Genomic DNA, 21,725 nt, shown 5'->3' with positions numbered 1-21,725 from the left:
TGTGAGAGGTTAGTTTGCTTTCTGTTGACTCCATTTGCCGATTTGATTTCGTCCGTTGCGTTTGGCGACGTAAAGACCGATGTCTGCCTTTTTGATTAGTTGGGCAGACGTGACGACCTTTCGTTCAGAAGTGCTCGATACTCCGATTGAAACGGTGACCTCAAGCGTCGATCTGTCAGGTAATTGAAACGGTTGTTTCGAGACTTCGGTCAAATAGCGATTCGCAATCGACATGGCTTGCGAAAGGTTGCAGTCGGCAAGTAGAACAGAGAACTCTTCTCCGCCGTTTCGGCAGACCATATCATCTGCTCGCGCGATTACGGAGAGACGCTGACCGAGCTCGACTAAAATTGCATCACCCGCATCGTGTCCATACGTATCATTAACCGATTTGAAGTGATCGATATCGATTAACAACAACGCAATCTCGTTCGGCGACGTGAACACTTCTTCATCGACGCGTTTCATTTCCTCATCAAACTGTCTTCTATTACCTAACCCCGTTAATGTATCCGTATAAGCCGCTTCTTTATATTTTGTGATAAGACGTTCAGAGCGTTCGATTTTTCGTATGCCACCATACACGATATGCAAAAAGAAGCCTGCCGCATAACCGATGAATAAAAACCAGATAAGTGTCATAAAATATGCACTTGGCTCCTTATAGTTCGTCATGTTGAGAATAGAGAAGAGTGCAATGAACGTAAGACTAATCATATTTACGATTCGAATATCTTGTGTCGGCTGGATCCGTTCGCGCATTCGTAAGAACAGAAATGCTGTTCCGGCTGCTACGGAATAATCTAGGAGTGAGATCAGAAGTAGCATTTCTCCGGGAACGATAAACGGAAGTAGGATAATACTCGTCACATACGTGATACGCAGACCAGATATCCCAAAGTACAAAGCAGAAATGATGAGTGGGACAAATCCATACTGAAAGTCCGCTTGAGCGTTCCAAAGTACACCATGAAGCGTGATGATCATAGAGAGTCCTGCTAGGAGGATGGAGATGGTCATCTGACGCCGAATCGGTAATTTATTTGTGAAACCGAGCTTGGTAAAACGTGAGATCAGATATAGACCAACGAGCAAAAGGCTCGCGTTGGCAATTAGGTTATTAATTAAGTTTGTAAGTGATAGCAATTAAGTTTTTCCTCCTTAAATTCTATATACAGGTTGAACTCTCGGAAAGCAATCCTTTTTGTGGAGGAAAGATGTTTAATGCTCTACTTTACTAAAATAACATTGCTTCACTAAAAGAAACCGTTTACAATTTCTGTGTAAGCGTTTTCTTAAAAAAGTGCTACAAGGAGGGACCCTCATGGTCAAAAAACAATGGAAACCCTTATGGGCAGTTGTGCTAACGTTTGCACTGATTCTGTCAATGTTTCCGATGCCGACGTCCGCTTTAGATAAAGGGAAGTCGACGCTTGTCGTCGTCCATTATCAAGAGGCGCCGGATAACGAAAAGGATTGGAACTTATGGCTTTGGGCGAACGGCCCAGATTACTTCCCGAACAAAGGCTTCACATTCAACGGGGAAGATGCATTCGGTAAGGTGGCGGCTTACGAATTCCCAGTCGATTCACCTGAAAAAATCGGTCTCATCGTCCGCACGGATAATTGGGACAAAGATAAAGGTTCTGAGAACGACCGCTTCATCACAAGCGATATGATTCAAGATGGCGTCGCCGAAGTGTGGATCAAGTCAGGCGATCCGACCATCTATACGTCAAACCCGGACGGGGAGACGGCTTCGACGGAAATCGATATGAAAGTTCATTATTTCCGTTACGACAATACATACACGGACTGGGGTCTATGGGCTTGGCCGGACGGTGGGGACGGACAGAGCATCACCTTCGATGAGGCTGATGATTTCGGTGCCGTCGCGAACGTGAAACTCGCCAACCCGGAATCGAAGAAACTCATGGGCTTGATCACGAAAAAAGGAGAATGGACGGAGAAGGATGGGGAAGACCGATTCGTTCTCGGGACTGCGAAAGAGATTTGGCTCGTTGAAGGAGATTCGACAATCTACTATTCAGAGCCACAAATCGATCGCTCTCCAAAACTTGTCTCGTTCTCGGCGGACACGTTCCGTCAAGCGACACTCACAACGAACCGCGTCATCACGGATGCGTTCATCGATGAATTGAGCGTAGACGGGGCAACGGTGGAATCGATTGAAAAAGCTAGCGACAAGTCGGTGACGATTCAATTCAAAACAGACATCGATTTAGCGAAAGTCACCAAAGCCTCGCACCCGGAGTTCGGAGAACAGACGCTCCAAGCCGGAAAAGTTCTTCGTTCGAAAGAATTCGATGCGAAATATGCATACGACGGTAAACTCGGTGTCACGTACCAAAAGTCGAAAACAAAGTTTGTCCTCTGGGCACCGACGGCTCAACAAGTCGAGCTCGAACTGTGGAACATGCCGACGAACCGACCGACGAACGACAAAGATATGAAGAAAGTGATTCAAATGAAGCGCGGAGAACGCGGCACGTGGGTGGCGGAAGTTCGTGGTGACCTGGACGGCATCGGTTATACGTACCAAGTGACCCATGCGACAGGGAAGGTCCGTGCGGTCGATCCGTATGCGACGGCTGTCGGCGTGAACGGTGACCAAGGTGTCATCGTCGATTTGAAAGAGACAGATCCAAAACGTTGGAATTCGATGAAACCGAAGTTGAAACAATCGACGGACGCGATCATCTATGAGACGCATGTCCGTGATTTCTCCATCTTTGATGTGAAGACGGACAAATACGACTCAGGCATCCAAAACAAAGGAAAGTATCTCGGTGTCATCGAACCAGGAACGCGTCTTCTCGTTGACGGAAAGAAAACGGCAACGAAGACAGGGCTCGATCACGTCAAAGATCTCGGCGTGACACACGTTCAGTTCATTCCAGTCTATGACTTCAATACGGCCTCCGTCGATGAGACGAATCCGATGGCGACGTACAACTGGGGATATGACCCGAAAAACTACAATGCACCAGAAGGGTCGTATTCAACGAATCCTTACGATGCGAAAGTACGCATCATGGAAATGAAACAGATGATTCAAGGATTGCATGACAACAATTTACGTGCCGTCATGGACGTCGTATACAACCATATGTTCGATGCACAGGCATCGAACTTGCACAAAATCGTACCGGGTTACTACTACCGCTACACAGCGGGTGGTGACTATGCCAACGGAACAGGTGTCGGAAACGATACGGCTTCCGAACGGGCGATGATGCAAAAACTAATCGTCGACTCGGTCGTCTATTGGGCAAAAGAGTACCATTGGGACGGATTCCGTTTCGACTTGATGGGAATCCATGACGTCGACACGATGAACAAGGTTCGTTCGGAGTTGAATCGAGTCGACAAGTCGATTCTCGTCTTCGGAGAAGGATGGGACCTCGGTACGCCGCTCGATGCTGAATTAAAAGCAAATCAAAAGAACGCCTACGACATGCCGGGCATCGCCCACTTCAATGACAACATCCGTGACGGCTTGAAAGGCAGCGTCTTCTTCGATGAGGACAAAGGATTCGTCAACGGAAAAGAGGGTATGGAAAATCGCGTGAAGACGGGAATCGTCGGTGAGATCGCTTATAGCGACACGATTAAAGGATTCACGAAAGAGCCGACGCAAGCCATCACGTACGTTGAAGCCCATGACAACCACACGTTATGGGATAAACTGGAGTTGACGAACCCAACCGTATCAGAATTGAACAAGACGAAGATGCACCGACTCGCTTCAAGCATCATTTTGACGAGTCAAGGGACGACATTCCTCCATGCTGGACAAGAGTTCATGCGCACGAAGGAAGGCGACCACAACTCGTACAAATCACCAGACTCAATCAACCAGCTCGATTGGAAACGGGCGGCCGACCGCAAGGCGGACGTTCAATACATGAAAGGCTTGATTGAGATGCGTAAAGCCAACCCAGGTCTTCGGATGACAAAAGCGAGCGATGTGAAACGATTCTTGACGTTCCACAAAGCGGAAGCGAACGTCATCACATACACGATTGACGAAGATGCACCGGGTCAAAAGAACGACTTGTTCATCACGCATAACGCCAACCCGACAAATGTTCAAGTCACCCTTCCTAAGGGGAGCTGGAACGTGATTGTCGATGGCGACCGTGCCGGAACGAAGACAATCAAGCGCGCAACTGGAAAAGTAAACGTGCCTGCATACAAGACGTTCGTCCTCGAACGCAACTAATCATTGACCCCACTTTGAAACGAGTGGGGTTTTCTAATGGAACAATTATGGGTAATTGGTAATTAATGCTTTACAAACTAGTTATTTTGTATGAACACGAGAATTTCCGTTTGAAACTTCCATCTCTTTCGAAAGGAGAGGTTGTATGGCGATTTTCAAAAAGTGGATTCATCGCGTCAATGGTGATGTCACGGATATGCTGTCAGCTGGACCGATTCTCCCGTTCCATGTGGATTCGCTCTTGATTGAACAGTATCCGGATGCCATTTACGTGCTCGATACAAATGGTCGACTAATCGATTCGAATGAAAAGATGGGACTTTTATTCGACGACTTCGCGCTATCACCAGCAGATACGGAAGAGTTTGCTCCATATCACGAACAGGCGTTAGCCGGGGAGACGGTTCATTTTGAACTAGTCAAAGCATATGCGGGGCAACAGCGAAAGCTCGTAGTAACATGCACCCCGCTTTATAAAGATCAACTCATTCAAGGCGTATACGGTATCGTCAAGGACATGAGCGCCGAATGGGACACACAAAACCGTTACGCCATTATGAAAGTGGGACGGGAGTTACTCGAACAGGTGCCTGGTCTCATGGTCATCGAAATACATCTCGCGGATAGGTCATTCTCTTTCTCTTCTCAAGTCTCGTCTTTTCTCGGTATTTCAAGGCGGCGATTGACCGAGATGCAGGTGGAAGAAATCCGGGAAACGGTTCATCCCGATGATTGGGAACGGTTGACTCAAGCGATTCAGACGTTGCGAACAGCCGATGATGGGGCAGACTTCGCGATGGAGATTCGACTGCGTCATCAGTTGACGTCTGAAGATTTGCCGGTGACGGTGCGGGGGGCGCTCTCTGTCGACCGTAACGTCATCACATACGTCATCTTTTCAACGAAAGATCAGCAGCGCATCGAGAATGAATTGACTGATAAAGATGAGCTATTGCGTCGTGTTTGCGAAGCATCCGATACGGCCATCTGTGATTATAGTTATGATACGAGTCAAATTGAATTCGCAACAGGGCAGTTTCAGGCCATCTTTGGGTATACGGTGAAACAATTCAACGCACACCCGAATTACTGGAAAGTTGTCATCAATCAGGACGACTTAGCGAAAGTCAATCAGGCGAATGAACAGACACGTCATACGACACCTGTGAATCTCGAGTATCGGATTTTTGTCGGAAAGAAGCAAAAATGGATTCAAGAGTACCGACAGCATTTGTTCGATGAAACGGGTCGGGTACGTGGGTTTCAAGCGTTGATTCGTGATATGACCGAAGTGAGAGGACAGCAAGCCGAGGTGCTTCGACTGAGCGAGTTTGATCCGATGACGAACATCCCGAATCGCGAGACGATGTTTCAGTCAATCACGCGATTGATTCAAAAGGATATGGCGTTCGTATTGTTCACAGTGACCTTTAATCGAATCGGTGATATCAATCGGACGTTTGGATACGAATATGGAGATGAATGGCGTATCCAGACGGCAAATCAATTGCAACGAATGGTGCCGGACGAGGCGATTGTCGGTCATTTGGACGGAGATACATTCCTTGTCGTCATGCCGGGATATCATGAAGAGGAGTGGTTGATTCGAATCGGGGAACGGCTCGCGACGTTATCGAAGCACTGTTTCCAACTTGAACCATATACCGTTTATCCGAACATGCAGATTGGCGTCAGTCGCTATCCGAATGATGCGGAAGACGAGACGACACTCATTCGTCGAAGTTATATGGCGATGGGCCGGGCCGGGAAGTCGGGAGCGGCAGCGATTTCCTTGTACGCTTCACACATGAATCTCGATGAATTGAAGCGATTCGAGTTGCTACGTGACTTGCCGAGCGCCATTGACCGGAATGAGTTTTATTTGTTGTATCAACCGAAAGTGAACGCCTGGACAGGTAATATCACAGGGGCGGAAGCGTTGATGCGTTGGGAACATCCGACGTGGGGTGTCGTTTCCCCGCTAGACTTCATCCCGCTCGCAGAAGAGAGCAATCTGTTCATCCGATTGACGGACTATCTGATTGAAGAGGTGTTTCGCTTTTTAGCGACGCTCGCGAATAAGATTCCAATCTCGTTGAACGTCTCTCCGAAATACTTGTATCATGAGCAATTATTCAACACGTTCGAATCAGCGAGTGAACGTCACGATGTACCGTTGCACTGGATTGAGATTGAAGTGGCCGAGACGTCACAGCTCGATGCGTCGCATCACATCATGAATGTCTTTTCTTCGTTACGGGCGCTCGGGATTCAACTTGCGCTTGATGATTTCGGAAAAGGCTACTCGTCGCTTGCCTATCTGCAACAGTTTCAAGTGAATACCATCAAAATTGACCGGATTTTTGGTCATGGAGTATCAGAGAACAAACAAGCGCGGGCCATCATTCATAGTCTCGTCGTCTTGGCAAAAGAATTCGGGTTAGGTGTCGTGGTTGAAGGGATTGAACAAATGGAGGACTTGCTCTTGTTGCGACAGCTCGGTTGCAAGACGATTCAAGGATATCTATTCAGTCCGCCGGTCCGAGAGAATTCCTTCTTGCAGATGATGGAGACGGGGAAACTGATTCCCGATCCGTTCGATGCTCATGAGGCGTCCGAGAATCGTTACATCCAAGCAGGTATCACGATTACGACGATTCGGCAACAGCCTGTTTCGGTTGGGCTCTCTTCGATTGTACTGACGTCAAGAACGGATCAAACGCTTCATTTTTATGCTGCCCTGCGCCTTCCGTTAGAAGGAGACGTCACGTTCATCATTCGTTTTGCATCCGGTACAGACTTGCCTGTCCGCTTACGTCGAATGACCGAAGTGACGAATGGGCTGTATCAATATGCCGCCGACTACGAATCAAGTCCGACCATCGAGGCGCAAATGACCGCCCTCGAGCAGGAAGTGAGCGAAAACGAAGAAGTCACCGACTACATCGAACTCGTCCATCAGCCAGAGCGGTCTTGAGTACCCAACGTGTCTTCTGTGAGAATAGATAGTTGAAACAGGGGTCTCCTTTTCTCTAAGATGGAGAAAGAGAGAATCGAGTGAGGAGACCTTAGATATGAATCTGTATGAACAAGCGAGCGACTGGATGCGGCAATGGCATGACGACCCTTCCGAACGCCTTCGAGAAATCAAAGATGAAATTGAGCGCACGGGCACCTATTCGTTGACGACGGAAGAGTTGTGTGAGGGTGCCAAGGTGGCGTGGCGGAATTCGAATCGTTGCATCGGCCGCTTGTTTTGGCAGACACTCCATGTGATTGACGCACGGGACGCCGATACGTTTGAGGCTGTCTACACCCATCTTGTCGACCACCTTCGGTTCGCCACGAACGGCGGAAAAATCCGTTCGACGATGACGGTTCTTCCAAACGAGTTCAAACTATTGAACACACAATTGATTCGGTACGCGGGATATGAGACACCTGACGGAATCATCGGAGACCCGATGTCCGTCACGATGACGAAACGAGCGAAAGAACTCGGATGGGTCGGAGCCGGCACGCCGTTCGATATCCTCCCACTCATGATCACGGACGGGCGAGACGTCCGCTTGTTTGAGTTGCCGAGTGAGGCCGTGCTTGAGGTGGACATTCGGCACGAGGATGTGGACTTGTTTGACGGACGGACCATCAAATGGCACGCGGTCCCAGCGATTGCGGATATGGAGCTAGAGATCGGAGGTCTACGGTTTACCTCGGTCCCGTTTAACGGCTGGTATATGGAGACGGAAATCGGGGCACGGAATTTGGCCGATACGGACCGTTATGATTTGTTGCCGCTCGTCGGACGGTCACTCGGGCTCGATACGACGAAAGAGCGGTCGCTTTGGCGCGACCGGGCACTCGTCGAATTGAACATCGCCGTCCTGCAATCGTTCGAGCGGGAAGGTGTGACCATTGTCGATCACCATACGGCTGCCAAACAGTTCAAGCGGTTCGAAAAAAACGAACGGGACGCGGGGCGTGACGTCACCGGGCAATGGAGTTGGCTCATCCCGCCTCTCTCTCCTGCGACGACGCACGTTTTTCACGAGCATTACGACAATCAGATCAAGACACCGAACCTGTTTGCTCGAAGTGGATGTCCGTTCTCAGGGTTTCGTCAGCCGGTAAAAGAGGAATTGAAAGGCTAGAACCGAGAGAAAGGATGATTGCTGTGGCAGTCCCACTTTGGAAACGAGCCGTCGCTGGTCAAATCGACCAACTCGTCTTTCAGACACCGGCAAAACTGATTGAAAAGGCAGTCCGTAAAAAGATTTGGCCAGACAAAGAAGTGAAACGGTATTACTTACCGACCGTTGTGACGATGGCCGGAGAAGTCTATTGTATGTTGTATCGAAACGGTCAGACGGTAGGAGACCGTGTCGTTGGAATTAAGGTCGTGAGTGCGGATGGACGCCCGCTTTCACTGGAGCAAGTCATCAAGCGGACACTCTATAAAGACGTCGTCTACCCGGCGACGCTTGGAATTCCGCTCATCCGTGCACTTCAACAGATGAAGTCGAATAAAGACCTCGAGTTGCCGCATGATGAGTTCGCCCATACAAAATTGATCTCGACCAAATGAAGAGGAGCAGGGCGACCGTGTGTCGCTCTGTTTTTTCGTCCCGTTCGGTCGAGTAGGAATAGGGGCGGGAAATAAGGTATAATGGGATTGGACAAAAATGAACGACTATTGGAGGCTTTTTAGTTATGACAAAAATCGCATGGATTACCGACAGTATGGCCAACTTCTCTCAAGAAGAGGCAGCAAGTCTCGGTGTCGATATCGTTCCGATTCAATTGATTGTGGACGGGAACGGCTATAGTGAAACCAAACTCTCGCTCGAAGACCTACATCGGTATATGATTGACCAAAAGAAAGAAGCGAAGACGTCACAACCGATCTTCGGAGATTTCATCGCCCGCTACGAACGCTTGAAAGAAGAGGGATATGATTGTGCCATTGCCGTTCATTGCTCGAATGGATTGAGCAGTACGGCGAAAAATTCGAAAGCAGCTGCCGAAGCGGCTGACTTTACCGTGTATACCATCGACTCGCATGCCGCACTCGAGGCGCAACAAGAACTCGTCCGAATCGGCAAGGCCGCTGAAGCTGAAGGCAAGTCAGTGGAGGAAATCGTCGCCCTTCTCGAAGCATGGCGTGATAAGAAGAACTTCTTCATGATCATCGGAAACATGGAGACGATGCGCCGAGGCGGTCGTGTTTCTTCCGGTGAGATGTTCCTTGCGAACATCTTGAACATCAAGCCGATCATCACCCTTGATGAGACGGGGAAAGTCATCCCGTTCAAAAAGGCTCGTTCATTGAAGAAGGCTTATGCGGAGATGGTCGGTGAACTCGAACGTCGTCACGCGGAAAACGGTGTGAAGGACAATCGGGTGTTCGTTCAGACGGCACTCGCACCGAACATGCAAGATGACCTCGTCGCACTCATCGAGTCGAAATTACCAGATCTTGAAGTCGTACGGACTCGATTCTGTCCCTCGATTGCGGTACATGCCGGATTTGAGACGGTCGGTGTCTTGTGGCTCAACTCTTAATCAAGTAGGAGGAATGCAAGATGGAAGCAATGACAACCTTGACTGGATTGAATGAACGGATTGCGAGCACGGAACAGCTGCTCGTCTACGTGTCACATCCGGGATGCAGTGTCTGTCATGCGCTGAAACCTCAGATTGAAGAGATGCTCCATCAGTTCCCAGAAATTGAGGCGGTCGCGGTGGACTCGGATGAAGTGCCGGAAGTCGCAGGCGCCTTCTCCATCTTTACCGTGCCGGTCGTCCTCTTTTTCATCAACGGGAAAGAAATGCTCCGCCGGGCACGATTCGTGCCAATCGGCGAACTGACGCATCAACTCGAACGCATGCAAGAAATGAGACAAGCCTGAACAGACCTATCATCCTGTCATTGGATGATGGGTTTTTTTCATAGTGTAACGGGTAAATACCCGCAAACACATAAGGGGTGATTCGATGCGAGGCAAACAATACGTGGGAGAATCGATTGATGTGTACTATGATGTGTCGCTCTGCGTCCATGCGGCGGAATGCGTACGGGGATTGCCGGAAGTGTTCGATACGAAACGGAAGCCGTGGATCTTACCGGATGGGGCCGAGGCTCCTGATGTCGCGACGGTGATTGAACGCTGCCCGAGCGGTGCGCTGCAGTTCGTTCGGAAGGATGGTGGAGATGCGGAGGAACCGGACGTCCCGACGTCTATTAAATTAAACGACTGGCAACAAATCGAGGTGCGTGGCGACCTTCACATCGAGCAAGGGGATGAGGTCATCTCCACGTATCGGGCCACGCTCTGCGGGTGTGGACAGTCCGGGAAGCGACCGATTTGCGACCATAGTGGCGCGTGTAAAGGATGAGAGGATGATGGATGATGCAGATTCCACTACATTCGGACTGGCGTGATACAAAGTTGACCTTGCATTTGATTTCCCAACTGCTCGGGAAAATTAGACTCCAACTGGCCCCGCCCGAGCCGCAATGGGGGCATGTCTCGCTACCGCTCACGGTTAATGGGTTCACGACAGGGCTGTTGTTTGAAGGAGAACGGGCACTCCAGCTTGATGTGGATCTACTAAGTTCTTGCCTTGTCGTTCATGTCGAAGATCAGACGGACGCCATCCCGATTGAAGCGGGGAAGACAATCAAGTCCTATCATGACGACTTGTTCAATCGACTGCGGACGCATGGGGTCGACGTTCGCATCAACCCGAAACCACAAGAGATGACCTTCCAAGGACTTCTCGATACGGACGAGACACCGCTCGCCTATGATGCGGCGTATGCCCGGCAAGGCTTGAGGCTGTTTCAACGGGCGGCACACGAACAGCTGACGTACCTATCGAAGCTACGATGCCGGAAAATCAAACCGGCACTCTTTTGGGGGACGTTCGACGTGTCGTCGCTCGTCATCTATCCGATCGAGCATCCGTTCCCGGAAGACAAAGTGATCGAGCGTGTCGCCTTCGATGAACAGTTGATTGAATTCGGTTTTTGGCTTGGGGACGATGTGACGGAACGACCGAGCTATTTTGTCTTGCCTTATCCGTTCCTGTTCAGACCGCTACCGACCGTGACGCTACAGCCGGAAGCGGCTTATTATGACGCGGAGAAGAGTGAATTTTTCTTGCCGCTTGATGAAGGAACGAGTGGGGAAGTCCAAGCGTTTTTGTCTACATCGTTTGACATCTTGATGGACGAGATGGATTGGACGATGCGTGACCATTTCTTTATCCCGCTAAAACTAGAAGAGGAGAGTGGTGAGTAAATGGAAATGAAACAGAAGGAAAATACGTTTTACGTCGGGGACGAGGCGAAGCCATCGGCAGAACTGCACTACGTGCCGACGGGGCCGGACAAACTGATTGTCGACCATACGTATGTCAGTGATGAACTTCGAGGACAGGGAATCGGAGAGAAACTTGTTGTCGCCGTGGTCGAATATGCTCGGGAAGAAGGAAAGACGATTATCCCACTCTGTCCCTTTACGAAAAATCAGTTCGACCGACATGCCGAGTATCACGACGTGTTGGCGAACTGAACCGGGGTGGGCTAGATGGAAGAAAAACGAGCCACGTGGTTAGAGCTCTTCTATGACCTGGTTTATGTCGCTGCGATTGCGACAGCGACCCATGTCCTTCTTCATACCCATCATGGTGTCATCCCGTTCGAATATGCCTCGAAGTTCGTCCTCATGTTCATCCCGATTTGGTGGGCGTGGGTGGGGCAGACGATGTTCATCAACCGCTTTTTCGAGGATGCGATTCACCAGCGTCTGTTCGTAATTGGACAGATGATCTTCGTATTAATTATGACGGCTAGCTTGAACGTGGATTTTGATGACTACTACTATTCATTTCTCATTGGCTACTTAGGTTTGCGCGTCATGACGGTCTTGCAGTATACGATGGTAAATCGACGTATTCAAGACCCGGCGGCACGCTTTTTAGGCACCTATTTTTGGATTGGAATCGGCGTCTCGTCGTTATCCATCTTTTTTGATGGAAGCTTGCGCTACGTCGTGCTGTATCTCGGGCTCATCATCGATTTGATTGTACCGATCATCGGTCGGAAACGCTTGGCCATGACGCCCATAAACTTAGGATATTTGCTCGAACGCTTTGGTCTTTTGACCATCATCGTCTTAGGGGAATCCATTATCAGTATCTTGGCGGTGCTCGAGCCGCAAGACGGGGATATTCGGTCCATCAGCTTTTCGATTTTAGCATTCATCGTCCTCATCGCCATTTGGTGGCAATACTTTGACAACATCGAAAAGAAAGTGGACAAAGACGCGGTCGGGACCGGTCAAATCATTTTGTACGGTCATCTGTTCATTTGGATGTCACTCAGCGTTCTGGCGAGCATGATGAAACTGATGTATCTCGGGGAGTTGGATGAGCGCTTTGAAGTGATGGTGACGTTCGGTGCCGTTCTCGTCTACTTTTTGTCGACGACGCTCGTGTTTCACAATCATCGCTTCCCGGAAAGCAGGTTGCACTGGGGCTATTTCGTGTTTTTCGTCGCGCTCATTCTCGTGTTCACCGGCCTCCATCTATTCGTCCTCGTTTCACCGTTAATCATCATGATTGAACTCGCCATCTTCTTCGCCATCTATGCGAAACTGACGACCACATAAAAATGGAGCGCCGCGGGGCGCTCCATTTTCTTATTCTGCTGCTTGTGGGACGAGATAAATCAAGCCAAACGGGTTATGCAACAAGTTGTCGATGGTCGTCCGCTCATCCTCTCCCATCTCGACCGTGAAGGCGCGACCGTCTTCAAAGGCGAAATGGTCGCCATCGCCGAACATCGCACCACCTGAGATGAGGTGGAAGTTGAACGAATGGATTACGTGGATGGCATCTTCAATGTCGAGTGTCATCGGCACAGCCACGTCTGCATGACCGAACGCTTTCATTCCCCATGACATATAGGCGTTCTCTTCTTCTGTGATGGCCGTGAGAAGCGAATAGTCGAGTGCGAGGTCTTCTTCTTTTGATTCTTGCCACTCGTCTTTCGAGTAAGAGACACCAGCTGACTCGACCATGACGCCAACTCCACCTGCGTTTAAGACGGCGTTTGCCGCACGACGTGCAGCGGCGACGTCTGTCAAATCGTTCACGTCGACAATCAAGTAGACGACATGCGTATGACGAGCGATTCCTTTCGCGACTTTCGGGGTGAACCCGCCAGAACTCGCGTGAATCATCGCCTCGGCGAGGGCTGGGTCACGTTCGACGACTTCTACGGTGAACGCCTTCCCTGTCTCATCTTCGAGCAACAACAGACCGGCCATCGTGTAGCCTTCACTATGTAAACTGATTTGTTCGCTGACGCCTTCTGCGGAAGACCAGTTTCCGGGAATGGCGAGCATGACTTGTGTACGATTCATGTGTATCATCCTTTTCTGCAAAAGTCAGGTCTCTCCTCAGGAGAGACCTGGTCTATCTCTTATTATGCCCTATTTTGGCATGAATTATTCTTGATACGTCTTTAAAACTTCCTGAAGTGGGATTTGATCGATTTTTCGGCGGCTGATGAATGTACTCATGAAGAAGAGGAGAACGACTGCACCGAGCGTATAGACGATATAAATCCATTCAAATTCAAGTGGGAGCACGAGCCCATAATCTTCCGCGAAGACGACGACGATGACCCGAAGCGTCAACAGGGCGATGGGGATGCTCAAGAGGGCGGAGAGTAGCGCGTAGATGAAGTAGCTGTTCAAAATCATCGAGCGGACTTCACGTTTCTGGTATCCCATCACTTTCAACAAGGAGATGACGTAATAGTTCTTCTCGACCGTCAGTGCCGTCAAGACGAACAGGATGCTGAAAGCGATGAGGGACGCCCCACCAATCAAGACGTTCATCATGAAATTCATATATTGATTGATCGATTCGGACTGATCGATCGACCCTTGGCGTGACAGGATAGTCGAATAGTCCGATTCGCTCGGACGCTCCGTCGCATAGATACCGTTGAACAGGTCATCCGTTGCGCCGTCGGTGAGAAGTTCACTTAACGTCGCCCGGGGCAAATAGGCGAAGTCGCCAGAGAATTCATCGGCAATCCCGATAATGGGATAGGTCAACGTGTCCCCGTCGAGTGTGACATCGATGTCTTGACCCACATCGAGGCCGAGTTTTAGCGCGAGTGAGGAGGAGACGACAAGGCCGTCGGGTTCAAGTGTCAACACATCCCCATCTTCGTTTCGGAGTGGGAACAAGGTGTTGTCGAAGTCGAGTCCCTTCAAGATGATCAGGTTATCTTCGACAAAGGCGAACGGATAGGTGAGGAACGGTTCTTGTCCCGCTTCTAAAACCGGTGTCCCGTCTGTATACGCCTCGTATTCATACACCGCTTCGTTCAATCCGCCAACGGTCATACGGTCGACGGCGCCGTTCATCATGAGGGCGAAAACGATGAGAATCGTCGAGAAGAGGATCCCGAGAAAGAAGATGAGAAAACTCCCCGTGCTCTTGACGGCATACAAATATTTGAACTTCGTCTTGCCACTCGCCCGTCTCAACAGGCGACTGACAAGTCGACTGAGTCGATTCAATGAGACATTGTCCCGTGGTGACAAGAGGGCAAGGGCGCTCTCACCCATAATTTTATAGATGACAGCTCCTGCAACGAGCGCAAAGAAGAGGAGCGGGGCGAACACGGCTGTCACGAACACGAGTGGACTTTGGGCGATGGTGATGGACGGTAAAAGATAGAAGTCGAGATAGAGTTCTTTCAACGGGTTCGCGAAATAAAGCCCCAGGAAATAACCGATGATGAGCATAAAGAATGCGAAAACCAAGATGAGCACCAAGTAAGGCGATGCGATTTGCCGACGACTATAACCAATCGCCTTCAACAGTCCGATTTGTCCTCGTTCCGCCTCGAGCATATTCGAGATCAGGATGGCGACGATGATGACAGCGATGGAAACGATAAAGAGACTGAGTCCGAGCGCCATCGCCTTGCCGGATGAAATCTCACTGTAGATGGCACCACTTCGGATAATATTTTCCGTCTCCATGACCGAGACGACAAACGGGAGGTCTATGTCGGTCTTGATCGCTTGATCGGTCACCCCGGACAGTCGGAAAGACTCTTGCCCGACGAATGTTTCGAACGATTCATCCGTCATCAAGAGGAGGGTCTGTGAACCAGGGTCCAAGTTGAAGAAGTTATCATCGAAGAGCGGGAGCGTATAGTCCGGAAAGAGGACAAATCCACTCACCGTGAACGGTTTGCCGATGTCGATTGTGTCTCCGATGTCGATACCGTTCTCCTCTGCATATTTTTTATTGAGGGCGACTTCGTCATTCGCGCTCGGTCGATCACCGGCTTCGAGGTAGGAGCGGTTGATCGTGTCTGATTCTTTGACAATCAATCCCCGATGTTCGATGTCATCGAACGTGTAGGTGATGGCTTTTAAGTCACGGAGTTCAATCGTAGCATTCGGCATCTCCTGTTCGACGGCAGCGATTCGCGATGCGATCAGACGATTGAAGACTTCCGCATCGGCTTGTTTGATGTCAGCCAATGTGAACGTTCCTGTTTCCGCGAGCGTGGCGACAGCGGGGTCGCGTAACTCCTCTTCCGTCACCCGATTGAGCATGTCAATCGCAAAGTCTTCCTGATTCGATTCTTCCAGATACTCTTCAGTCGGGACCTCGATTCCACTGATGCCATAGAACATCATCGTGTACGTGAGTGAACTCATGACGATGATGATGGCGATGGCGAGGAGTTGCATCCACTTCCGATTTAATGTCTTCCAGACGTTTTTATACAGCATGTCGCCACCCCCTTATCCCCAATGGATGTCACGTGCCGCGACCCGGGTCTCATGATGGGTCACCTCCACGATTCGACCGGAGTTCATCTTGATGACATCGTCCGCCATCTCACTGATTCCATTATTGTGTGTGATGACGACGACCGTTTTTTGATACGTCGTGTTCAATCGTTCCAATAGTTCGAGTACTCTCTTCGAATTTTCCTCGTCGAGTGAGCCCGTCGGTTCGTCACAAAAGATGATGGCGGGATTTTTGGCGAGGCTGCGGGCGACGGAGACACGTTGCTGCTCACCGCCCGATAGTTGATAGGGATATTTATCACGTGCCGCTGCGAGCCCGACTTGTTCGAGCAATTCATCAATCGGCAGCGGGTCTTTCGTCAAGTCAGAACCGATTTGTACGTTCTCATAGACGGTCAAGTTTTGAAGAAGGTTGTACTGTTGAAAGATGAAGCCGAGATGGTCGCGTCGAAAAGCGGTCATCTGATCGACGGATAGGTCGGTCAGCACGGTGTCGCCGAACGTGATCTTACCTGAGGTGACCGTGTCGAGTCCGCTGATGACGTTGAGCAGTGTACTCTTCCCGCTCCCGCTCGGACCGAGGATCACGACGAACGCGCCATCCCGGATGGTGAGGTCGATGTCTTTCAAGGCGACCGTTTCCACGTCGCCTGTCTTATAGATTTTGCTGACGTTCCGTAGTTCGATCATGCCACACACGCCTCCTTTATTTGTTATCTAAGGTATACCCTTTTCGAGAAGTGATTGGACGAGCTACACATAGGATGTTTTGAAAAAATAGTGAAACCGCTTCACCTGTGATAAAATAATATAACCAGGTACTAAAAACTTTTTTTAAGGGAGAACTCTTTATGAAGATTGCTTACATCACGGACAGCACGATTGTCCTTCCAGATGCATTAGCGCAACATCCTGACATCCACATTGTCCCGCTCTATGTCGTCAAAGGGGACCAGCCGTATAAAGATGGAATCGAAGTCGATGCGAAAACGGTTTACGAGTGGATTGACGCGGGAGAGCGCGTCTCGACGAGTCAGCCCGCGATCGGGGATTTCGTCACACTCTATGAAAAATTGAAAGAAGAGTACGATATGGGCATCGCGATTCACCTATCGTCTGACCTGAGTGGGACGTATTCGGCGTCCGTTCAAGGGGCTGAGATTGCGGAGTTCAAGTTGCTCGCCTTCGATTCACGGGCAGGTATCTATACGATGGGACTCATGTTCGAGGAGTTGATTGAACGCGTCGAAAGAGGCGATGCGCTTGAAGACGTGGAAGCATACATGAAGAAGCGCGTCGAGGACGTCCGCATCGAATTGACGCTTCAAAACTTGACGCAGATGCAAAAAGGCGGTCGAATCTCTAAATCGAAGGCGCTCATCGGGAACATGCTTCAATTGAAACCTGTACTTCGATTCGAAGACGGTTTGATTGTCCCGTATCAAACGGTCCGCACATACAAGAAAGCACAAGCCCATTTGTTCGAAGTGTTACGTGCGGCAATCGAGTCCGGTGAATGTCAGGACGTCTCGATTTTCCACGGAAATGTCCCTGAGCTTGCTGAGGAGTGGAAAAAACAACTCGGTGACACGATTCCGATCAGAGTTGATACACTCGCACCACTTCTTGGGGCGCATACGGGATCCGGGTCAATTGGAATTTCTTATTTGAAAGCGAAATAATGATTAAGGGCGGTCCTCCTACGAGGATCGCCCTTTTACGTATTCTTTTGTTTCCGCAAATAGAGAAGTGTGATAGTGAGCGAATAGATGATCAAAAACGTGATCAGAAATAGAGAAAAGTCCATGGTTAGCCCCCTTTATCCAAGTTGTTGCCGACATCTAGAAAAGCGAAACATCAAATTGGGAATCATTTCAATATTTCATTGTCTCAACTTTCAAACAATTGCTGGAATGTTTTTGCATTACGGGTCATACTAGAAAAAATGAACGAGAAAAGGGGGGAAGACGATGCGATTTCGGAAGTACCTAGTTCGGAGCTGGTTCGCGTGGACGCTCGTCTTCACGGGAGTGACGTATTTGACTTTCCAAAACCTTGAGGCGTTCGACTGGCCGTTGTTTTGGTTCATCTATACGCTTGGGGCATTGTTCGTCATGAATCCTTTAAAGCGCAGGCATCTTCACTTCACGTTCCATGAGATGTTTGTCTTTATCACATTCTTTTTATACGGACTGGCGCCCGCACTGTTGATGGGGCAATTGCTCCTCTTCACGTTTCAGGCGCGAGCCTTCAATCGTCGCGTCGGGCGACGACGGTTCCTTCATTTCTATCCGCTCAACACGGTGATTGAATGTCTGCTCGTTCTGTTGCCGGGGCTCGCCTATATCGCTCTCGGTGGACAGATCGGAGAGCCGATTCATTTAATGCAACAAGGCGTGGCGATGTTGGCGTTTTTAGGCACCTTGTTCCTCGTCTTGACGATGAGTTTTGCTTTATCCTACTTCATGGTTGGAGAACGGATCCCGTTCCCGATTATGTGGCGATTGATTCGCTTTGATTGGCTCGTCGTGTCACTCGAACTTTTGTTCACGATGATTGCCATCGAGTCGTATCTCATCTTCGGTTATGTCGGACTCATCGTCACGTTCTTCGTACTATCTGTCCTAAAGATGACGATGTCGAAAGCGACGGAGACGGAAGAAACCAAGTCGAGAGTCGATCAAGTCGAACGCTTGAAAGAACAGCTGTACCGCGTGGACAGCGAGCAATTGTTGATTGAGAAGTTTTGGAACGGTCTACGTGATATCGTCGAAGTGGAGCGTGGTTGGCTACAGGTCAATCGAAAAGGGGAGCGGACGTTTTATGATATGACCGGTCGCGTCATCCCGAGTGTGCCGGATGCCTTCACGATTGAACGGTATCATGATGAGGACGAACCGTGTTTCGTCTATGACTCGCTCCATGAATGGCATCCTGAATTGCAGCGAAACCAACAGGAACTACACCATTCGGCGCTCGTCATCCAACCCGTTTGGGGAGCGGAAACGGCGGTCAGCTGCATGGTATCGACGACAGCGAACGGGGCATACGAGACCCCGATTGCTATTGAGGTGAACCGCCTCCTCAAGACGTTATCTTGGTCAATCGAACGCATCGATGAACGCAAACGTTTGCAACACGAGAGTTTGACAGATCCGTTAACGGGATTACATAATCAGCGGGCACTACGACGTTGGACGAAAGAACGTTTGAACGATGTGGCGTCCTATCCGCTCTCTGTTTTCTTGATTGATTTGGACCACTTCAAATCGATCAATGACACATACGGTCATGCATTCGGGGACGAGGTGTTGATTGAAGCAGGTCAACTCTTTACTCGCAATGTTCGAGCGACGGACTTGGTGACGCGCTACGGAGGCGAAGAGTTCGTGTTCGTCTTCCCGAGAATGAATGAGGCGGCCGCCAATCTGGTCGGTGAAAAGATACGAAACGCCTTGAAGCGCCATGATTTTGGGACAGAAGGCACGCGCATCACGGTGACGGCGAGTATCGGGATTGAAACGATTTATGAATATGAAGACCTCGATACAGTCTTGCGACATGCGGACCGGGCCATGTATGTCGGGGCGAAATTCAACGGGCGAGATCGTGTCGCCCACTATCATGATCTGTCGACAGAGGTCAGATGAAAGGAGGATCCCCAAAATGGTGGATCCTCCTTTCGTATGAAATGATTATGAGTTCGTATTATAAAGTTCAGATTCAACCGCATGAACGGCGGCTGACCAGGAGCCATAGCGATGCAAGATCGCTTTCGTTGAAGGTTTGTTGTTGCGCTTTGCCCATTCACGGTAAGCTTCGAATGAGAGCGAGAAGCCCATTTCCTGAATGGCTTCACGAAGGGCGTTCGAGAGTTCTGTTTTCGAATAGGTCACACTCGCCTCAAGTCCTGCCTCGGCACAGGCATCATGCCACGAACCGAACGTCTTGACTATATGATAATGGCTCGGTGCCTTCGGATGGAGCTTTCGCCATTGCTGATACTTCTTCAAGGTGATGATCGAGCCCATGTCTCGCGAATAAATGGCGAGCGTCTCGATGATGTCCTCGCGTGTATACTTCGGCATTTTGTCTGGCAATTCGACGGTTGACTCTCCATGCCATTCATAGCCTGCGATGGCAAGTGCCTCAGCCCATGACCCGAACTGACGAATGATCGACTCAGGAGACGGCCAATTCTGTTCCATTGCGAAGCGGCGATAGACAGAACGGCGTGGACGTTCCTTCAACAAGTCCCCGAGAAGACGAATGCAATGGATCATCCTTTGCTGTTCGGTAGACAAGTGATGGGATTTAGTGGATAGCGTTTGATTCAATGATGGTTCCTCCTTCCGTGGACTCAAATCTGAACCGACAAAGATAAAAAAATGCTCCTACAATCATACTATCGGATTGTTTTTCGGATTTATTAACGTGATTTTGAAAAATTTTAAACAATTCCTAGGAATTGGATAGGACTAAAGTCGCAGTTGATAATTTCAAAAAATGGTAACAGTTCTATTACAAATTAAATCGAATTTCGAGAGAAATGTAAACATAAAGTTTTAATCACCCAAATTTGTAATATTTTTATAAAAAAGTACCCAGCTGGAGAGTTGGGGTCATCGCCTTCGCTCCAGATGAGTACCCTTCTATAATAAATTTAATTTTCAGACTAATCAATCAAATATTGAAATTACGGCAAAAAAATTTTAATGGCTGGTCAATGAAAGACCGATTCTGCTAAAATAGCCGCATTGAGTGAAAAACAGAAAAGAGGATCATCACTATGACAGTTTGGTTATTTTATACGTTACTTGGATTGATTCAAGGGTTCACAGAGCCCATCCCGATTTCATCGAGCGGACATCTTGTCATCTTCCAAGAACTATTTAACATTGACTTGCCGGGATTGTCATTTGAAGTTTTCGTAAACTTTGCATCGCTTCTTGCGGTTTTAACAATCTATCGTCAAGACGTCGTTCGTCTCATCATGAGTTTGTGGACGTTTTTATTTAAGAAAGACCGTTCGAATGAGACGATGGTCGACGTGAAGTTCATCGGGCTGTTACTTGTCGCGACCGTTCCGGCCGGTGTGCTCGGTGTCCTGTTTGGTGACTGGATCGCCGAGGTGCTCGGTGGCGTGGCGACAGTCGGCTATACGCTCATCATTACGGGACTCGCCCTCTGGTTCATCCGGAACATGCGAGGAAACAAGGGCGATGGTGGTATTACGCTACGTGACGCCGTGTTGATCGGACTTGCCCAGGCCGTGGCACTTATTCCCGGAATCAGCCGGTCCGGGGCGACTATCGTCATGGCGATGCTCCTCGGGATCAAACAGGAATCCGCGCTTCGGTTCTCGTTCTTCCTGTTCATTCCGATTAGTCTCGGGACGATGATCTTGGACGGTCCGACGTTGTTCACAAACCCAGATACGCGTGATTTGTTCGGTCCGCTCCTTTTGGCATTTATCGCATCATACGTGTTGACCGCCATTTCATTGAAGTGGTTCCAGCACATCATGGCAAAAGGCGAATTGAAGTATTTTTCATATTACTGCTGGATTGTTGGGCTTCTCGTCGTCCTCTTTCTCGCATAATCGAGGCGCTACTCTCACG

The 21,725-nt window shown here is 49.4% G+C and carries 18 protein-coding genes; 13 read left to right on the top strand and 5 right to left on the bottom strand.

Annotated features, from left to right (window positions below; all coding sequences use genetic code 11):
* Positions 1-9 precede the first annotated feature (9 nt).
* Positions 10-1,146 (bottom strand): GGDEF domain-containing protein, encoded by a 1,137-nt coding sequence (locus F3H97_RS08605; RefSeq protein WP_196431090.1) that lies wholly within the window; start codon positions 1,144-1,146, stop codon positions 10-12.
* A gap of 178 nt (positions 1,147-1,324) precedes the next feature.
* Here F3H97_RS08605 and pulA point away from each other — a divergent pair, with 178 nt between their 5' ends.
* The 10 genes from pulA to F3H97_RS08555 all read left to right on the top strand — a co-directional run bounded on the left by pulA (position 1,325) and on the right by F3H97_RS08555 (position 12,921).
* Positions 1,325-4,246, top strand: coding sequence for a type I pullulanase (gene pulA / locus F3H97_RS08600; RefSeq protein ID WP_196431089.1), 2,922 nt, complete (start codon positions 1,325-1,327; stop codon positions 4,244-4,246).
* Between the two features lie 145 nt (positions 4,247-4,391).
* Entirely contained in the window at positions 4,392-7,223 is a 2,832-nt protein-coding gene (locus tag F3H97_RS08595; RefSeq protein ID WP_196431088.1) for an EAL domain-containing protein, read from the top strand.
* Between the two features lie 97 nt (positions 7,224-7,320).
* Complete coding sequence (locus F3H97_RS08590; protein WP_074036084.1) at positions 7,321-8,397, top strand: nitric oxide synthase oxygenase; 1,077 nt, start codon at positions 7,321-7,323, stop codon at positions 8,395-8,397.
* A gap of 14 nt (positions 8,398-8,411) precedes the next feature.
* Positions 8,412-8,831, top strand: a complete 420-nt coding sequence (locus tag F3H97_RS08585) for an RDD family protein (protein WP_196431087.1) — start codon at positions 8,412-8,414, stop codon at positions 8,829-8,831.
* Positions 8,832-8,956: 125 nt separating this feature from the next.
* Positions 8,957-9,808: a DegV family protein gene (locus tag F3H97_RS08580; protein ID WP_074036087.1), complete on the top strand. Its 852-nt coding sequence runs from the start codon at positions 8,957-8,959 to the stop codon at positions 9,806-9,808.
* Positions 9,809-9,828: 20 nt separating this feature from the next.
* Entirely contained in the window at positions 9,829-10,155 is a 327-nt protein-coding gene (locus tag F3H97_RS08575; RefSeq protein WP_196431086.1) for a thioredoxin family protein, read from the top strand.
* An 85-nt stretch (positions 10,156-10,240) separates the two neighbouring features.
* A complete protein-coding gene (locus F3H97_RS08570; protein ID WP_196431085.1) occupies positions 10,241-10,642 on the top strand; it encodes a (4Fe-4S)-binding protein in 402 nt (133 codons plus the stop codon).
* A 14-nt stretch (positions 10,643-10,656) separates the two neighbouring features.
* Positions 10,657-11,550: a DUF5996 family protein gene (locus tag F3H97_RS08565; protein WP_230872834.1), complete on the top strand. Its 894-nt coding sequence runs from the start codon at positions 10,657-10,659 to the stop codon at positions 11,548-11,550.
* The gene (locus F3H97_RS08560) at positions 11,551-11,823 is read left to right on the top strand and encodes a GNAT family N-acetyltransferase (protein WP_196431083.1); all 273 of its coding nucleotides are present in this window, start codon (positions 11,551-11,553) and stop codon (positions 11,821-11,823) included.
* 15 nt (positions 11,824-11,838) lie between these two features.
* Positions 11,839-12,921 (top strand): low temperature requirement protein A, encoded by a 1,083-nt coding sequence (locus F3H97_RS08555; RefSeq protein WP_196431082.1) that lies wholly within the window; start codon positions 11,839-11,841, stop codon positions 12,919-12,921.
* Positions 12,922-12,951: 30 nt separating this feature from the next.
* On the opposite strand, the gene F3H97_RS08550 is transcribed toward F3H97_RS08555, so the two are convergent.
* The 3 genes from F3H97_RS08550 to F3H97_RS08540 all read right to left on the bottom strand — a co-directional run bounded on the left by F3H97_RS08550 (position 12,952) and on the right by F3H97_RS08540 (position 16,794).
* On the bottom strand, positions 12,952-13,677 hold the full coding sequence (locus F3H97_RS08550) for a hypothetical protein (protein ID WP_047795005.1): 726 nt from the start codon (positions 13,675-13,677) through the stop codon (positions 12,952-12,954).
* Positions 13,678-13,761: 84 nt separating this feature from the next.
* Positions 13,762-16,083, bottom strand: coding sequence for an ABC transporter permease (locus F3H97_RS08545; RefSeq protein ID WP_196431081.1), 2,322 nt, complete (start codon positions 16,081-16,083; stop codon positions 13,762-13,764).
* 12 nt (positions 16,084-16,095) lie between these two features.
* Positions 16,096-16,794 carry an ABC transporter ATP-binding protein gene (locus F3H97_RS08540; protein WP_196431080.1) on the bottom strand — a complete coding sequence of 233 codons (699 nt, stop codon included), beginning with the start codon at positions 16,792-16,794 and terminating at the stop codon, positions 16,096-16,098.
* A gap of 161 nt (positions 16,795-16,955) precedes the next feature.
* Here F3H97_RS08540 and F3H97_RS08535 point away from each other — a divergent pair, with 161 nt between their 5' ends.
* Entirely contained in the window at positions 16,956-17,786 is an 831-nt protein-coding gene (locus F3H97_RS08535; protein WP_159562782.1) for a DegV family protein, read from the top strand.
* A gap of 288 nt (positions 17,787-18,074) precedes the next feature.
* On the top strand, positions 18,075-19,754 hold the full coding sequence (locus F3H97_RS08530; RefSeq protein ID WP_196431079.1) for a sensor domain-containing diguanylate cyclase: 1,680 nt from the start codon (positions 18,075-18,077) through the stop codon (positions 19,752-19,754).
* 45 nt (positions 19,755-19,799) lie between these two features.
* On the opposite strand, the gene F3H97_RS08525 is transcribed toward F3H97_RS08530, so the two are convergent.
* Positions 19,800-20,441, bottom strand: a complete 642-nt coding sequence (locus F3H97_RS08525) for a homing endonuclease associated repeat-containing protein (protein ID WP_074036101.1) — start codon at positions 20,439-20,441, stop codon at positions 19,800-19,802.
* Between the two features lie 452 nt (positions 20,442-20,893).
* Here F3H97_RS08525 and F3H97_RS08520 point away from each other — a divergent pair, with 452 nt between their 5' ends.
* The gene (locus F3H97_RS08520; protein WP_196431078.1) at positions 20,894-21,706 is read left to right on the top strand and encodes an undecaprenyl-diphosphate phosphatase; all 813 of its coding nucleotides are present in this window, start codon (positions 20,894-20,896) and stop codon (positions 21,704-21,706) included.
* Positions 21,707-21,725: the final 19 nt, after the last annotated feature.

The organism is Exiguobacterium sp. SRB7LM, from assembly GCF_015712685.1.
Classification (GTDB): domain Bacteria; phylum Bacillota; class Bacilli; order Exiguobacteriales; family Exiguobacteriaceae; genus Exiguobacterium; species Exiguobacterium profundum.
Note: the sequence above shows the minus strand (reverse complement) of the source record. Positions and strands in the feature narration are given on the sequence as shown.

Bases quoted from the DNA above. Each gene is read 5' to 3' on its own strand.
- pulA (WP_196431089.1), top strand. From the start codon at position 1,325: ATGGTCAAAAAACAATGGAAACCCTTATGGGCAGTTGTGCTAACGTTT.
- F3H97_RS08595 (WP_196431088.1), top strand. From the start codon at position 4,392: ATGGCGATTTTCAAAAAGTGGATTCATCGCGTCAATGGTGATGTCACG.
- F3H97_RS08590 (WP_074036084.1), top strand. From the start codon at position 7,321: ATGAATCTGTATGAACAAGCGAGCGACTGGATGCGGCAATGGCATGAC.
- F3H97_RS08585 (WP_196431087.1), top strand. From the start codon at position 8,412: ATGATTGCTGTGGCAGTCCCACTTTGGAAACGAGCCGTCGCTGGTCAA.
- F3H97_RS08580 (WP_074036087.1), top strand. From the start codon at position 8,957: ATGACAAAAATCGCATGGATTACCGACAGTATGGCCAACTTCTCTCAA.
- F3H97_RS08575 (WP_196431086.1), top strand. From the start codon at position 9,829: ATGGAAGCAATGACAACCTTGACTGGATTGAATGAACGGATTGCGAGC.
- F3H97_RS08570 (WP_196431085.1), top strand. From the start codon at position 10,241: ATGCGAGGCAAACAATACGTGGGAGAATCGATTGATGTGTACTATGAT.
- F3H97_RS08565 (WP_230872834.1), top strand. From the start codon at position 10,657: ATGCAGATTCCACTACATTCGGACTGGCGTGATACAAAGTTGACCTTG.
- F3H97_RS08560 (WP_196431083.1), top strand. From the start codon at position 11,551: ATGGAAATGAAACAGAAGGAAAATACGTTTTACGTCGGGGACGAGGCG.
- F3H97_RS08555 (WP_196431082.1), top strand. From the start codon at position 11,839: ATGGAAGAAAAACGAGCCACGTGGTTAGAGCTCTTCTATGACCTGGTT.
- F3H97_RS08550 (WP_047795005.1), bottom strand. From the start codon at position 13,677: ATGAATCGTACACAAGTCATGCTCGCCATTCCCGGAAACTGGTCTTCC.
- F3H97_RS08545 (WP_196431081.1), bottom strand. From the start codon at position 16,083: ATGCTGTATAAAAACGTCTGGAAGACATTAAATCGGAAGTGGATGCAA.
- F3H97_RS08540 (WP_196431080.1), bottom strand. From the start codon at position 16,794: ATGATCGAACTACGGAACGTCAGCAAAATCTATAAGACAGGCGACGTG.
- F3H97_RS08535 (WP_159562782.1), top strand. From the start codon at position 16,956: ATGAAGATTGCTTACATCACGGACAGCACGATTGTCCTTCCAGATGCA.
- F3H97_RS08530 (WP_196431079.1), top strand. From the start codon at position 18,075: ATGCGATTTCGGAAGTACCTAGTTCGGAGCTGGTTCGCGTGGACGCTC.
- F3H97_RS08520 (WP_196431078.1), top strand. From the start codon at position 20,894: ATGACAGTTTGGTTATTTTATACGTTACTTGGATTGATTCAAGGGTTC.